Origin of the sequence: Geomicrobium sp. JCM 19038 (genome assembly GCF_000698125.1) — a bacterium.
GTDB lineage: Bacteria > Bacillota > Bacilli > Bacillales > Marinococcaceae > Geomicrobium_A.
The window spans coordinates 26,287-40,704 of sequence record NZ_BAXA01000015.1 but is presented as its reverse complement, the minus strand read 5'-3'; the positions used below and the strand labels follow the sequence as shown (position 1 = coordinate 40,704).

Here is a 14,418-nt window from a genome sequence, read left to right as displayed (position 1 = left end):
TCTTGCATTCACCCTTTTGCGTTCAAAAAGACGATCTCATTTTTTGACAACGTTTTCTTCACCTACAATAAGGGTTAGACGTTCTAGCAATTCTTTTTTGATATGAACATGATAACTTGCATCTAACTCATACAGCTTACGTTTTGATTCATGGTACACCTTCACACCGGCAAATCCAGAATGGTTGCGGAGCTGTCGTTTAATTGCACTTAACGTCTTCGTAGAATTTAAGTGTTCAGGTATTTTGAGGTAGAGAGACGATGTTGATTCAGCCTTAGCATGGTCCGCTAGTTGAGTAAGCTGAGCGAGTATCTTTATTCGATTTGCATTGCCTTCCACTCTTCCATAGACAACGAGAAGTTCTCCTTCAATAAGTTCATCTTTCATGTCACGATAAACATTTGGGAAAACGACAACTTCAATTCGACCTGTATCATCGCTAAGGTTCAAAAAAGCCATTGATTGCCCATTTTTCGTTCGTATAGGCTTCATTGTTTCTAAAGTTCCAGCAATCCAAACGTATTGATCATGATGTTCTTCCGAAACTTCTCCAATGTCTTTTGGCTTTTGCACTTGGAATAAGTGTACATATTCATCAAGCGGGTGGCCACTTAAGTAAAACCCAGTCGCTTCTTTCTCTTGTAGCAATTTCTCGTGTTGGGTATACGGTTCGCGTTCTGCATAACGGAAATCTTCATCGCGGCTTTTGAAAAGGGCACCAACATCATCTTCGAAATCAATGTACTCTCTCGCACGATCAATCGATGCTAGCAAGACTGCGCGGTGTTGTTCCCACTCATCTAGTGCCCCTGAGCGGATGAGGCTGATCAGTTGATTTCTTTGCATGCGAGCAGGCTTCATTCGACGACAAAAGTCTATAAAGTTACGAAACCTACCATTTTCCTTTCGTTCAGAAACAATCGCTTTTGCTATATTTCCTCCAACGTGTGCCACACTTTGAAGTGGGAACCGCACGCCCCGTTCATCTGCGGCATACGTGTAATCACTGTTATTGACAGACGGTCCAAGTATAGACAGCTCTCCGCGCTTCATCTCGGCTGCCGCGCGCTTCATCCGTTCTAAATCGCCACTAATCATCGAAAAATACGCGGCATAGAAAATCCCTGGGAAATGTGCTTTAAAGTAAGCAATTCGATACGCAATTAAACTATAAGCAACTGCATGACTTCTATTGAAACCGTAGTTTGCAAATTGCAAGATCCATTCGAACAACTGTTTAGCTACTGATTGATCGTATCCGCTCGTGACTGCGCCTGCTAGAAAACGCTCTTCCTCTTGCAAGAGTAAGTCTTTGTCTTTCTTACTAATCACGCGTCGAAGAAGATCTGCATCTGCCAATGAATAGTTAGCCACTTGCACGGCAACTTGCATCACTTGCTCTTGATAAACCATAACGCCGTACGTTAGTGATAGCGTCTGACGTAGCGAATCATGCAAATACGTGATATTCTCTGGTGCACGCTTCCCCCGTATAAACGTATCGATATTGTCCATTGGACCTGGTCGATACAGGGCATTAACCGCAACAATATCTTCGAATTGACTCGGCTTTAACTTTCTTAACACCGATTGCATGCCCGCCGACTCAAACTGAAACACTCCTGCGGTTTGACCACTTGCAAGCATTTTCATCGTTTTTTTATCATCTTTTGGCAACTGATTGAAGGATAGGTGTTGTCCTGTTTTTGAGAAGGTATCTTTTTGTAGGCGGTCTAAAAGTGTTAAGTTCCTTAATCCTAGCAAATCAAATTTCAAGAGTCCGAAAGCATCAAGATCTTCCATCGGCAACTGCGTATACGCGAGCGCCCCTCTTTCACGCACAATCGGTACGACCGACGTTAACGGCCGTTACTAAGAACGATTCCTGCTGCATGCAGCGACGTATGCCTTGGCAACCCTTCAATGGCAAGTGCTCGATTAAACCATTCATGTACCTCGTCGTTTTCTTTGTACAACCTTTGAAGTTCAGATGTTTTCTTAATGACGGTGTTTAGTTCACCTGCTGTGCTCGGTATAAACTTTAGCACTCGTTGTAAAAGTGCATCACGAATGCCTTGAACTTTCGCTGTTTCACGTAATGAAGAACGGACGCCAAATGTTCCGAATGTAATAATTTGAGCGACATGCTCACTGCCGTATCGTTTTGCTAAATAATGGAACATTTCATCTCGACGATCATCAGGAAAATCAAGATCAATATCAGGCAGTGATTTTCGTTCTGGATTTAGAAAACGTTCAAAGAGTAACCCATATTCAAGTGGATTCACATCGGTAATAAATAGGCAGTATGCTACGAGAGAACCTGCAGCGGAACCACGACCCGGACCGGTTAACATCCCTTGTTTTCTGGCATAGCGCATATAGTCCCACACGATCAAAAAGTAATTAGAGAATCCCATGTTCTTAATCGTTTGCATTTCTTTTGCAAGACGTTCCTTTACTTCAGTCGTCAGCTCAGGAAAGCGCACAGCTGCACCTTTTCTCACGAGTTGTTGCAAGTGCGTGGTTTCCTCCTCATCACTAACGCTTGGCAATGTCGTTGTTAGCGACTCTAAAGAAACGTCAACGAGATTTGCCACGTTCAAGGTCTCGTGTAGCGCTCTTCGTTCAAAGTCATTTTGCCACGTTGCCATCGCTTCTTCCTCTGACAACAAATGTGACTCAGCACGCCATTCAAATTGGTTGACCTCTGCAACTGGAACATCGTCTCGAATGGCGTGTAAGCATTGCTTCACCCAATCATCACCTTGATTTAACATCGTAACGTTAGCAAGCGCAATTGGCGTTAAGTTCTGCTCGGTGAGAAACGTTACCCAGGCATTGTGCTCATGAAAATCCGTATGTGTACTCGGTAAAAGCCCACACCAGTAATTGTCGTTTGGCAAAACGTGCTGCCATTGGCGAAGCTCTTTTGACGCACGCTCATATTGTTCTAGATTGATCAACTTAGCGATTGGGTGTGTTTGCTCTGGAAAGATAAAAATAACGTCATCCGTTTGAATTTGAGCGAGTTGCTCAACATTAATTCGCTCGTCATTTGAAGTCGCAACAGTGGAGAGTGAGAGGAGTGTTTGGTACCCTTTTGCATTCTTTGCGTAGACGAGTACATCGCCTTCCAACTCATTGCTAACGACATCAAGTTCAAGCCCGATAATCGGTTTAATACCTTCGTTATGACACGCATCGATGAACTTTTTCACGCCATACATGACGTTGCGATCCGTAAGAGCTAACGTCTCATAGCCTAGCGATTTTGCTCTAGCAACAAGCGCATCAATCCGACAAGTACTTGTCAAAAACGAATACTCACTTTTCACTTGTAAATGTACAAAATTAGCCATGACTCTGTTCACTCCGATCGTTTTTAGATTGACTAGTCATAACTTGGACAAAGACTCGATATAAATGAAAGATAAGAGACTAGGTGATTCGTTTCAAGGAGAGGGGCATGCACCATGTTTAGCAGAGACTTTGCCGCTACACTCGTCATTGATTTTTTTGTTGCCTTTGGCGTCGTTCTAGGTGGAGCACTAATCGGTGGAATTGGCGCGTTTATTATCGGAAAGCCACCACTTACGACCATTCAAGAACTTGCGAGCAGTTTAAAGATTTGGGCGCTCGTTGCAGCCATTGGCGGGACATTTGATGCAATCACAAGTCTAGAGCGGGGATTGTTTGCAGGTACACACATTGACGTTTATAAGACCATTTTCATGATATTAAGTGCCCTCTCGGGTGCAAATGCAGGTGCACTTATTATTCAGTGGATTACTCAGGAACAGATGTATCCATGAGGATTCCACCCTATTATAAGCGACCCGGGTGGCAACGTTTTTTAGCAGGTTTATTTATCGGTGTTGTCATCGGTTGGGGGCTTTTCATCTTTCAATATGGCCAAGTCTATGAGCGAACTATTATCGAACTAAGAAAAAATGAACTCACCATTAATCAACTTGAAAGTCAAATTGATCTTTTGCTCGCACGAGAGCAAGAGCAAGAAGATCTTGATGAAGATCAAAAACGTGTGGAAGTAGAGACCATTGAAATTCACTTTACAAATGAAAGAGAGAGCAGGCTCAGTGAACTTGCCCTCTATGACTTACGCCAACAAGCCGTCGATGAGTTAGAGCCTTTGCTCCACCAGAACTTAGAAAGTGTCGCTGAGCAGCAAGAGCTCGTCATTCGAACACTTGAAAATAAACGATTTGTTGTGAACGAACAACAATTCAGTCTCGAAGTAACACGAGCCATCTTCTATAAAAAAATTGACCTTCATACAGAAATTGTTATTGAGTCTTCGAGTTAAACTTTTTTGCAGCTTCATTTAATTCTGCAATGATCGTGTCAATTTCTTCTTTACTATTCGCAGACGCACCCGCAGCAAGCGGATGGCCACCACCGTTATGCTTCTCTGCAATGGTGTTCACAATAGGCCCTTTAGAACGGAGTCGTACGCGATACGTGCCATCCTCTTGTTCTACAAACATCCCCCACGTAAGAAGACCTTCGAGGTCGCTAACGGCGTTTACAAGTGCAGAAGATTCATTAACGGTTACTTCATATTGTTTTAGTTGCTCGTCTGACACACGAATCGCAGCAACACCGTACTCACTTAAGCTCACTGTACGTAACAGCTCCCCTTCAAGGCGTAAAAGTGGCAACGGCTTACGGTATAGATTGCGAAACAGTTCAGGCAAATCAATGCCTTGTTCCATCAGCACTCCTGCCGCTCGAAATGTATGTTCAGTTGTGTTCGGATGGCGAAAACGTCCCGTATCCCCTACAATTCCAGCATACAAAACCCTTGCACTCGTTTGGTTCATCTTCCATCCGTTTGGCTTTGCTGTTTCCTCAAACCATCTTGTTATCATTTCAGACGTTGAACTATAGCTCGTATCGACCATGATGCATCTGCATAATCATCAATTTCTGGATGATGATCGACTTTAAATGTCTCTTTGGCTAATGCGTACCGCTCTTCATCGATCCGTCCACGGTTAGCTGTATCACAGATAATAACGAGGGCGTCTTTGAACGTTCCGGTATCCACTTCATCCATTGTTGCTAGAAACGAAAGGGACCTTTCGTCTTCTCCAACTGTGTACACCGTCTTCGTCGTGTTTTCTCGAATTAATTCTGCTAAGCCAAGCTGCGAACCAAACGCATCTGGATCTGGTCGCACGTGACGACAAATGATAATTTTATCAAAGCGCTCAATTGTTTCTAATAGTTTTTCTTGCACTGTCACTTCTCCTCTGTTGTACATCGAACCCTTATCCTGTAAACTAATAACGAATGAAAAAAAGGGGGATATTCGATGGGATTTATTTCAATTGTCGTTACGTTGATTCTAACCCTAGCTCTTGCATTGTATGTTTATTATAAATATAAACGTTTCCGCGTAAAAGGCGAACGTTTAAAAGAATGGTATCAAACGAAAGCAATGACTGCTCTTGGGATCTTTATACTATCACCAGGTCTATTGTTCATGTTCTCGTACCGAAGTTGGGTCGATATTGTTGTTGGACTCGTTTTTGCAATTCTCGGAGCTGTGTTCGTCTACTATGGAATTAAAGCAAATCGAATCATCACACCATTTGCAAAAGAAGAGTTACGCTCTCAAGAGAGTTAATGAAACAGCTGCCGTTGGCAGCTGTTTTTTTAACGTTCGAGCAGTTGAGCAGTCATGAGGCCTTTGCCAACAAGTTCATCACTTGAGTACAATTCAACATCGACTTTACCACTCTTACGACTGACTTCAAGGATCTTACCCTTCATCTCAATCTTGCTTTCAATTTGAACTGGCTTTAGGAAATAGAGTGATAAGTTCTCGACAACCACATCTCCACGTTTATGACGTCTTAACAAGCGACTGCCTACTTCAGTGATCAACGTGGATAAAACTCCGTACGAAATCATACCAATCGGATTTGTCATTTGCGGCGTTAAATGACATACGTAATCATAAACTGTACCTGTTGGCGCTTCTTCCACTTGTCTCGTTACAACATCATCAAGTGTGTCCCCAACATGTGGTTGTCGTTGAGCCATTTGCAAAGCTTTTAACACATCTTGGCGGCTGATGACCCCAACAAGTCTAGCCTCATCATCAACGACCGGTAATAACTCAATACCTTCCCAAACCATAACGTGAGCAGCGGATGCAAGCGACATCGTCGCATGAACGGTTATCGGCTCTTTCGTCATCACCTTTTCCACTGGCGTACTTTCTTTCATTGAAAGAATGTCTTTCGCCGCAACCATACCTTGAACTTGCATTTCATGATTAACGACTGGATATCGACTATGGCTCGTTTTTGCATTTAATTGATGCCAACGTTCAACCATATTATCTGTCGTTAAAAAGTACGTTTCATTGAGGGGAATGAGAATGTCTTCTACGATGACAATTTCTTTCTTTATCAATTGATCATAAATCGCCCGGTTAATCATACTGGCGACCGTAAATGTATCATAACTCGTCGTTATGATCGGTAGCGATTGTTCATTGGCATACTGAATGATTTCTTCATTCGTACCGAAGCCACCCGTAATTAACACAGCTGCTCCGGCTTCAAGTGCCAACCGGTGTACTTGATAGCGATTTCCGACGATTAATAAGTTTCCCGGTTCTACGTATCGCATCATCGCTTCCATCTTCATTGCGCCAATAACAAACCGTTGAAGCGTTTTATGTAAGCCACTTCTTCCACCTAGAACTTGTCCATCTACGATGTTAACGACTTCAGCAAATGTCAAATGATCAATGTTTTCTTTAAGTTTCTGTTCAACGCGGATCGTCCTACTCGTTCAATCGTCGTAACGAGACCTTGGTTCTCCGCTTCCTTAATGGCTCTATATGCTGTCCCTTCACTAACATGTAGGGCTTTGGCAATTTGACGTACAGAGATCTTTTCTCCAACGCTCAGTTGAGCTATGTAATCTAATATTTGTTCATGCTTCGTACTCATACGGGTCACTCCTTTTAGAAAAAGGATAATTACGATACAAAAAACTTGGCATAAAGCCAAGTTTTCGACTAAAGTCTCTTTAATTATATCGGTGTCGTTCGTGGACTTCAAGCTCGAAGACGAGCTGCTTTACGTTCAAGTTCCCGCTTGTAGATCCGTCGTGATGGGTGTACTTCACCTTCATAAACCCGTGTGCGCTCATAAGCAAGCACTGCAAGATTTCCCCCAATAACGAGGAAACAAAACAAAAACCAAGCAACAGAGAACCATCCATGAAGTCCAACAGTACCGATTGTAAATTGCTGTAAACCAAGATACAAAAGGAACGCGGCAACTAAAAAAGAAATCCAAATTCTTAACCGACGCATCTTCTAACCTCCCAAATAAACCATAGCTTGTAAACAGTTTATTCAAAAGGACGAGCCAATATGACTTGTCTACCTCTTCAGTTACGCCACAAAAAAAGATACCAGGTGATCTCGATGACTTCACCTGGCTCTTTATGCATTACACTTCTGTAGACTCCCCTGGCTTTAAAGCATTTCCTTTAAGTGGCGCAATTGAATCTACGAAAGCATCTCCGTCTTGTTCAATTAATGGGAATGTGTTGTAGTGAATCGGGATGACTAATTCAGCTTGCAACCATTCAGCAGCAACCTTCGCATCGTCTGGTCCCATCGTAAAATTGTCTCCGATTGGAAGTAAAGCAACTTCCAGGTCATGACGCTCTGCAATCAGCTTCATATCCGAGAATAACGATGTGTCTCCGGCATGATAAATCGTTTTCCCTTCAGCTGTAAACAAAATTCCGTTCGGCATGCCAAGATAGATAATTTGTCCATCTTCTTCTTGGAAGGAAGAACTATGAAACGCTTGCGTTAATCGCACGTGACCAAATGGGAACTCATAACCTCCACCAGTATTTAACGGGTGTGTCTCAAGCCCTTTTCCACCTAAATATGTGGCAAGCTCATGAGTCGCTACGACGAGTGCACCACTACGCTTTGCAATCGCCTCTGTGTCTCCAAGATGATCCGCATGTCCATGCGTTAATAGAATCGCATCAGGGTTTACGTCTTCAGGTTTAATTTTGCACGTATCGTTGCCAGTAATGAACGGATCAATTAATACGGAATACCCTTTCGTTTCAATTTCAATAAACGATTGTCCATGGAATGTTAGCTTCATTGTTTATCCACCCTTCATCGACTTTCGATTCACTAGACCTATTACCGATTTTGGCTAACGTTAAACGTTTTCTGAAGGTAAAACGGCTTCAATTGGCGTAAATGGTAAGTCCATTGCAACGGCAACCGCCTCATACGTTAATTTACCATCAATCGTATTCAATCCCTTTTTAAGGTTCAGATCTTGCTGAAGCGCAGGTACTAAACCTTTGTTCGCAATCGCTGACACGTAAGGCATCGTTACGTTTGTTAAAGCGATTGTTGATGTTCTAGGAACAGCACCAGGCATGTTCGCTACGGCATAATGCAACACATCATGTTTTGTATAAACTGGATCATCATGTGTCGTAATGCGATCTGTCGTCTCGAAGATTCCGCCTTGGTCGATTGCAATATCAACGATCACTGAACCTGGCTGCATCTTCTTTATCGTTTCTTCTTTTACGAGCTTAGGCGCTTTCGCCCCTGGAATGAGGACTGCCCCAATTACAACATCTGCTTCAATAACTGACTGTTCAATCGTGACCGGATTTGAAACGAGTAAGTTCACAGAAGAACCGAACAGATCATCAAGTTCACGTAGTCGTTGTGGACTTAGATCCAAGATCGTTACATTCGCCCCAAGTCCTAATGCAATCTTGGCAGCGTTCGTTCCTGCAACACCCCCGCCGATAATCGTTACTTTTCCACGACTAACTCCAGGTACACCTGCAAGTAAAATTCCTTTTCCACCTTTTGTTTTCTCTAGGTATTGAACACCCATTTGCGTTGACATTCTTCCAGCCACTTCACTCATCGGTGTTAGTAGTGGCAATGAGCGATCGGGTAACTGCACCGTTTCATAAGCAACTGCCGTCACTTTGCTCTCAAGTAACGCTTTCGTTAGTTCCTCTTCCGCGGCCAAGTGTAAGTATGTAAACAACTGTTGACCTTCTTTGAAATAACCGTACTCCGATTGAACCGGTTCTTTTACCTTGACGATTAATTCTTGGTCCCAAGCTTCTTGAGCAGAATCAACGATTACAGCACCTGCTTCGATGTACTGTTCATCCGTAAATCCTGATCCAATCCCTGCAGACGTCTCAATAAACACTTGATGCCCGTCACGCTTTAAAAGCACAACGCCTGTTGGTGTCATTGCGACACGATTTTCTTGGTTCTTAATCTCTTTGGGTACGCCAATATTCATAAGCCCCACGCCCCTATTCTAGTTATGGTATAAAATAAAAAATTAGTCTACCTCAAAGATAGACTAACAGTAGTGATTAATCAACCAACACTTGCTCACTTTTCCACCGCCACGTATAAAGCTCACCTTCTCCGTTTTTCCAACGAACGTCCATCTTGCGTAGCTTTGGAAAATGTTGCTTAATTCTTTCTGCTAATTGATCTGCTGTTACCTTTTCATTCACATGCAATTGTTTACTCATATTCTCGACATGTTCTTTCGCATCTTCTGAGCGCAGTACCCGATCACCATCTTGAAATTCATAAAGATCTGGGCTATCAAATCTCCATTGATATCCCCCATCTTTCGTTTCAATGGTCACACGAAGCGCAAAGCTTTCCATTAATTCATCCGCTTCTGCTCTCTCCAACGTTCCCACACTTACCATCATAACTAGCGCCAACACAGCTATAAGTACCTTTCTGATGACCGATCACCTCACCCATAGCATGGCTTTGAAATGACTTCCTATTCGTGTCGGTTTTGGTGTAGAACATCAACGCCACCAGTCACTTCAATAATGGCACCTGTCACAAGGTCTGCGTGTTCATCAGCGAGAAACATAACCGTACGTGCAATGTCGCCACCGGTCCCAGGTCTACCGACCGGAGTCTCGTCATCTTGATGCATTTTGCCAGTCTCTATTGAAGCTTCTTTCATGTCACCAACGATCTTTCCAGGGCAAACCATGTTCGCTGTAATACCGTATTCTGCTTCTTCAACGGCTACTGACTTAATTAAGGACGCAAGCCCTGCTTTTGCAGCGCCATATGCGCTGCGGTACAACCATGCAGGTGCATTTCCTACATCTTGAAAACCGTAAGCAATAATTCGACCATAGCGTTGTTTACGCATGATTGGCAAAGCTTCTTTTAATAGATAGAACATACTTGAAAGATTTCCTTCAATCATCGCATGCCATTCGGATGGCTCGTAATCATAAAGCTTCTTTCGTTCAAAAATGTATGGACCTGCGTTATTGACGAGTACATCAAGACGGCCAAATGTCTCATTTGCCCGTTGAACGAGTGAGATCACATCTTCACGGTTCGTCACATCCGCTTGAACGGCAAACAATTGCTTTTCATCAATGCCTAACTCTTCACGCAACCTCAGAACAGATGCATAATCACTTCGATAACTAACCGTGACAGAATAGCCCTTTTTTATGAACGCTTCAGTTACTTGTTTCCCTAATCCTTTTGATCCCGCTGTAATAAGTGCGTGTTTCATACAGAAAACCTCCAGGTCCTGTTCGTCTATTTGATCTTACTATTTTTTTTGAGAGACGAAAAGCAAGTCGCTCATTTCTTTCGTTAGACCCATACTTAATTTTCGACAAATTCGTTAACACAGGGTAAAATGGTCTTAAATGAGGTTTAGAATATCCCTTTAAAGGAAACAGCTATTCTGAAGAGATATTCGATTGCTTTTATCGATTTATACTTATGTTACGAACCATTTGAACAAAGGAGGAGACCATTATGCGTCGTTACCAGAAAATTCTAGTTGGGTAGATGGTTCAACCGAATCCAACTACACGTTTGACCAAGCTTGTGAATTTGCAATTGATCAAGGAGCCAAGCTTTTTATCGTGACTGTGATTGACACGAAATCGTTCGCTACGATTGAACGTTTTGACCGCCAAATCGTAAAGCGTGCAGAAGAACAAGGAAAACAAACGCTTGAGAACTACAAACAACAAGCATTGGATAAAGGTGTCGAAGAAGTCGAGACAATTCTTGATTTTGGATCACCTAAAGTTCGCATCACTCGTTATATCGCACCGAAATATGAAATTGACTTAATCATGGCTGGTGCAACAGGTGCCAACAAAGTAGAACGTATCGTCATCGGTAGCGTTTCTGAAGCGATTGTACGCCAAGCAACTTGTGACGTTTTGATCGTTCGTCGTAAGTAACGAAGATGGTTTTAAAAGCGCCCACCAAAGTTTTCACTTTGGTGGGCGCTTTTTGACTTGAAGCCCTCCTCAATACGTAAAGTATGAATTGGACAAAGAGAAAATGACATCACTCGATCACGAGCCATGTCATTTTCTAATCTTTAAAATCTATTGTAACTTTGCTTTTTGGAATGCAATGCTCTCTTTCACTTTCGCAAAGCCTGTACCGCCTGCGCTCACTCTTCTAGCCACTGCTTCATAAGGGTCTAACGCAGTATAGATATCTCCTTCGAAGTAGTGACTTGCCTCTTTAAACGTTTCGAGTGAGAGCTCACTTAACACTTTATTTTCTTGAATGCACTGTAAGACGAGCTTCCCGACCACTTCATGCGCCTCACGGAATGGCATGCCTTTTGTCGCTAAATAATCCGCAAGCTCTGTGGCATTCGAAAAGTCGGACTTTGTCGCTTTTTCAGTTTCTTCTTTTTTGACAGTCATGGACTCAATCATACCGATAAAGATCTTTAATGATCCTTTAACAGTCGTTACAGCATCAAAGATTCCTTCTTTGTCTTCTTGCATATCTTTGTTATACGCAAGGGGAAGGCCTTTTAACGTTGTGAGTAACCCGACCAAACTGCCGTATACACGCCCTGTTTTTCCTCGAACGAGTTCAGCCATGTCTGGATTTTTCTTTTGTGGCATAATGCTACTTCCCGTTGCAAATGCATCATCCAACTCAATAAAATTAAATTCATGACTTGACCATAAAATGAGCTCTTCAGAGAACCTAGAAAGGTGCATCATAATTGTTGACGCAATACTTAGAAATTCAATGAGAAAGTCACGATCACTGACCGCATCCATACTGTTCATATAAACATCGTCAAACCCGAGTGCCTCTGCTGTTTCGTAGCGATTAATTGGAAACGTTGTCCCTGCTAATGCCCCAGCTCCAAGTGGAGATAAATTTACACGTTTTAAACTATCTTGTAGCTTGTCATAGTCACGATCAAACATCGATACATAAGCGAGCATATGATGGGCAAAAGAAATTGGTTGAGCACGTTGCAAATGAGTGTAACCAGGTAAGAGCGTTTCAACATGCTCTTCGGCTTGCTCTAATAAAACGAGCTTTAAATTGTTCAAAAGTGTCATCAACTCATGCGTTTCTTTTCTCATGAATAGATGGATGTCCGTTGCGACTTGGTCGTTACGACTACGCGCCGTATGCAACTTTCCAGCTACGTCTCCAATCTCGTCTTTTAGGAGCTTCTCTAGATTCATATGAATGTCTTCGTACTTCACGTCAAAAACGAGTTCATTACGCTTCGCTTTTTCTAAAAGGGATTTTAAGCCTTTTTGAATGAGTAATTCATCATCGGCTGATATGATGCCACAATTCGCAAGCATTGCCGCATGAGCCATGCTACCTTCGAGATCTTCAAAGACGAGCTGTTGATCGAAGCCGATGGATGCACCAAATGCATCCACCCACTCTTCTGCTTCTTTTGTAAATCTGCCGCCCCAAAGCTTGGTCATAGTTTCACACCGTTCTTCATTACTTGGCTGTGCACCTTCGTTGGAAGTCCCCAAAGCTGCGTAAACCCAACTGCTGCGTTGTGATCAAACTCATCTTCTTTCGTATACGTAGCAAGCTTCTCATCATAAAGTGAGAATGGTGATTTACGTCCTTCTACAATCGCATGACCTTTAAAGAGCTTCACACGTACTGTTCCTGTTACGGACTTTTGTGATTCCTTCAAAAACGCTTCAAGCGCTGGACGAAGTGCAGAGAACCAAAGACCTTGATAAATGAGTTCCGTTAATTGCTTAGAGACGATCGGTTTAAAGTGCGCAAGTTCTCTTGGAAGTGTTAAGTCTTCTAATTCCTTATGCGCTTTAATTAACGTTGTTGCACCTGGTGTTTCATACACTTCACGTGATTTAATCCCAACAAGACGATTCTCAACGTGATCAATCCTTCCGATCCCATGTGCACCCGCAATTTTGTTTAGATGCATAATCAATTCATCTAATTCATAATGAACGCCGTCAACTGCGACTGGCTTACCTTGTTCGAATTCAATTTCAATCGTATCTGGCGTGTCTGGTGTTTCTTCAAGTGGTTTTGTCAGATCATACGCACCTTCTGGTGGTGTGGCCCACGGATCTTCAAGAATTCCACACTCATTACTTCTCCCCCACAGGTTCTGGTCAATCGAATACGGGTTATCCAAATCAATCGGGATCGGAATGTTATGCTCTTTTGCATATTCAATTTCTTCGTCACGGGACCAACCCCACTCACGAACAGGTGCTAATACTTCAAGATCTGGATTTAGCGCTTGAATTGACACTTCAAAACGAACTTGGTCGTTTCCTTTACCGGTACACCCGTGCGCAACTGATCCTGCACCAGTTTGTTCAGCAATCTCAACGAGCTTCTTTGCGATGAGTGGTCTTGATAACGCTGATACGAGTGGATATTTATCTTCATACATTGTACGCGCTTGAAGTGCAGGCAATACGAACTCTTCTGCAAATTCTTTTTTTGCGTCAATTGTATACGACTGGCTTGCGCCGACATTAATCGCTTTTTGTTTTACTGTTTCTAAATCTTTACCTTCACCAACATCTAAGCCAACTGCAATGACTTCATATCCTTGATCCATTAACCATCTAACTGCAACTGACGTATCTAAACCACCTGAATAGGCTAAAACGACTTTTTGTTTGTTCATATTGATTGAAAGGGATCTTTTCCCCTTCATTCACCTCCGTGTATAAAGTTTCGGTACGAATAAACATGCTATCGATATTATTATTATGCATTAATTAGTAAAAAATATAAGAGGATCGCCCTCTCTCAATATCTAAATATACTGTAACACCATCTTTAATGAACATCAATAGTTATACATACATTTTATAAAATGTAATAACGTGACGTTCGCGATTCAACGATTTGTTTTAAAAAAAGGACCAAGATTTATATAATTTCCATTACTGGCGGTTGCTTTCACGCTTCGCACTAGGAAAACACAGTTCAGCGTGTTTTCATTACCATTTGTGACAACCTTAAACTCTTCGGTCAATTACAACGTT

Annotated in this window: 15 protein-coding genes and 1 pseudogene; 4 read left to right on the top strand and 12 right to left on the bottom strand. The window is 42.5% G+C overall.

Features of this window, described 5'->3' with window-relative positions:
- Positions 1-36: 36 nt before the first annotated feature.
- Complete coding sequence (gene dnaE / locus JCM19038_RS21245; RefSeq protein ID WP_193745159.1) at positions 37-1,842, bottom strand: DNA polymerase III subunit alpha; 1,806 nt, start codon at positions 1,840-1,842, stop codon at positions 37-39.
- A gap of 17 nt (positions 1,843-1,859) precedes the next feature.
- On the bottom strand, positions 1,860-3,362 hold the full coding sequence (locus JCM19038_RS21240) for a PHP domain-containing protein (protein ID WP_052361856.1): 1,503 nt from the start codon (positions 3,360-3,362) through the stop codon (positions 1,860-1,862).
- Between the two features lie 114 nt (positions 3,363-3,476).
- On the opposite strand from JCM19038_RS21240, the gene JCM19038_RS16550 reads away from it, so the two are divergent.
- A complete protein-coding gene (locus JCM19038_RS16550; RefSeq protein ID WP_042420219.1) occupies positions 3,477-3,815 on the top strand; it encodes a YtrH family sporulation protein in 339 nt (112 codons plus the stop codon).
- Positions 3,812-4,327 (top strand): sporulation membrane protein YtrI, encoded by a 516-nt coding sequence (ytrI, locus tag JCM19038_RS16545; protein WP_042420216.1) that lies wholly within the window; start codon positions 3,812-3,814, stop codon positions 4,325-4,327. The genes JCM19038_RS16550 and ytrI overlap by 4 nt, the downstream gene beginning before the upstream one ends.
- Here the strand turns inward: ytrI and JCM19038_RS25605 are convergent.
- Both JCM19038_RS25605 and JCM19038_RS25600 read right to left on the bottom strand, forming a co-directional pair.
- Positions 4,308-4,925: a bifunctional oligoribonuclease/PAP phosphatase NrnA gene (locus tag JCM19038_RS25605; protein WP_373903243.1), complete on the bottom strand. Its 618-nt coding sequence runs from the start codon at positions 4,923-4,925 to the stop codon at positions 4,308-4,310. The two genes, ytrI and JCM19038_RS25605, sit on opposite strands and share 20 nt — an antisense overlap.
- A complete protein-coding gene (locus JCM19038_RS25600) occupies positions 4,889-5,263 on the bottom strand; it encodes a bifunctional oligoribonuclease/PAP phosphatase NrnA (protein WP_373903241.1) in 375 nt (124 codons plus the stop codon). The genes JCM19038_RS25605 and JCM19038_RS25600 overlap by 37 nt, the downstream gene beginning before the upstream one ends.
- Positions 5,264-5,338: 75 nt before the next feature.
- Between JCM19038_RS25600 and JCM19038_RS16535 the strand changes: the two genes are divergently transcribed.
- Positions 5,339-5,653 carry a YtpI family protein gene (locus JCM19038_RS16535; RefSeq protein WP_042359661.1) on the top strand — a complete coding sequence of 105 codons (315 nt, stop codon included), beginning with the start codon at positions 5,339-5,341 and terminating at the stop codon, positions 5,651-5,653.
- A gap of 29 nt (positions 5,654-5,682) precedes the next feature.
- Here the strand turns inward: JCM19038_RS16535 and JCM19038_RS16530 are convergent.
- The 6 genes and pseudogenes from JCM19038_RS16530 to JCM19038_RS16505 all read right to left on the bottom strand — a co-directional run bounded on the left by JCM19038_RS16530 (position 5,683) and on the right by JCM19038_RS16505 (position 10,640).
- Positions 5,683-6,992, bottom strand: a pseudogene (locus tag JCM19038_RS16530) (DRTGG domain-containing protein).
- A 107-nt stretch (positions 6,993-7,099) separates the two neighbouring features.
- Positions 7,100-7,360, bottom strand: coding sequence for a hypothetical protein (locus tag JCM19038_RS16525; RefSeq protein WP_042420213.1), 261 nt, complete (start codon positions 7,358-7,360; stop codon positions 7,100-7,102).
- 139 nt (positions 7,361-7,499) lie between these two features.
- Entirely contained in the window at positions 7,500-8,180 is a 681-nt protein-coding gene (locus tag JCM19038_RS16520; RefSeq protein WP_042420210.1) for a metal-dependent hydrolase, read from the bottom strand.
- 60 nt (positions 8,181-8,240) lie between these two features.
- Positions 8,241-9,368 (bottom strand): alanine dehydrogenase, encoded by a 1,128-nt coding sequence (gene ald, locus JCM19038_RS16515; RefSeq protein ID WP_042420207.1) that lies wholly within the window; start codon positions 9,366-9,368, stop codon positions 8,241-8,243.
- A 76-nt stretch (positions 9,369-9,444) separates the two neighbouring features.
- Complete coding sequence (locus JCM19038_RS16510; RefSeq protein ID WP_152549489.1) at positions 9,445-9,798, bottom strand: hypothetical protein; 354 nt, start codon at positions 9,796-9,798, stop codon at positions 9,445-9,447.
- A 77-nt stretch (positions 9,799-9,875) separates the two neighbouring features.
- Positions 9,876-10,640, bottom strand: coding sequence for an SDR family oxidoreductase (locus JCM19038_RS16505; RefSeq protein ID WP_042420202.1), 765 nt, complete (start codon positions 10,638-10,640; stop codon positions 9,876-9,878).
- Positions 10,641-10,833: 193 nt separating this feature from the next.
- On the opposite strand from JCM19038_RS16505, the gene JCM19038_RS16500 reads away from it, so the two are divergent.
- Complete coding sequence (locus JCM19038_RS16500) at positions 10,834-11,328, top strand: universal stress protein (protein WP_307190053.1); 495 nt, start codon at positions 10,834-10,836, stop codon at positions 11,326-11,328.
- A gap of 150 nt (positions 11,329-11,478) precedes the next feature.
- Here the strand turns inward: JCM19038_RS16500 and argH are convergent, their stop codons facing one another.
- Both argH and JCM19038_RS16490 read right to left on the bottom strand, forming a co-directional pair.
- On the bottom strand, positions 11,479-12,852 hold the full coding sequence (argH, locus tag JCM19038_RS16495) for an argininosuccinate lyase (protein WP_042420200.1): 1,374 nt from the start codon (positions 12,850-12,852) through the stop codon (positions 11,479-11,481).
- Complete coding sequence (locus JCM19038_RS16490) at positions 12,849-14,054, bottom strand: argininosuccinate synthase (protein WP_042420193.1); 1,206 nt, start codon at positions 14,052-14,054, stop codon at positions 12,849-12,851. Before JCM19038_RS16490 ends, argH begins: the two co-directional genes overlap by 4 nt.
- Positions 14,055-14,418: the final 364 nt, after the last annotated feature.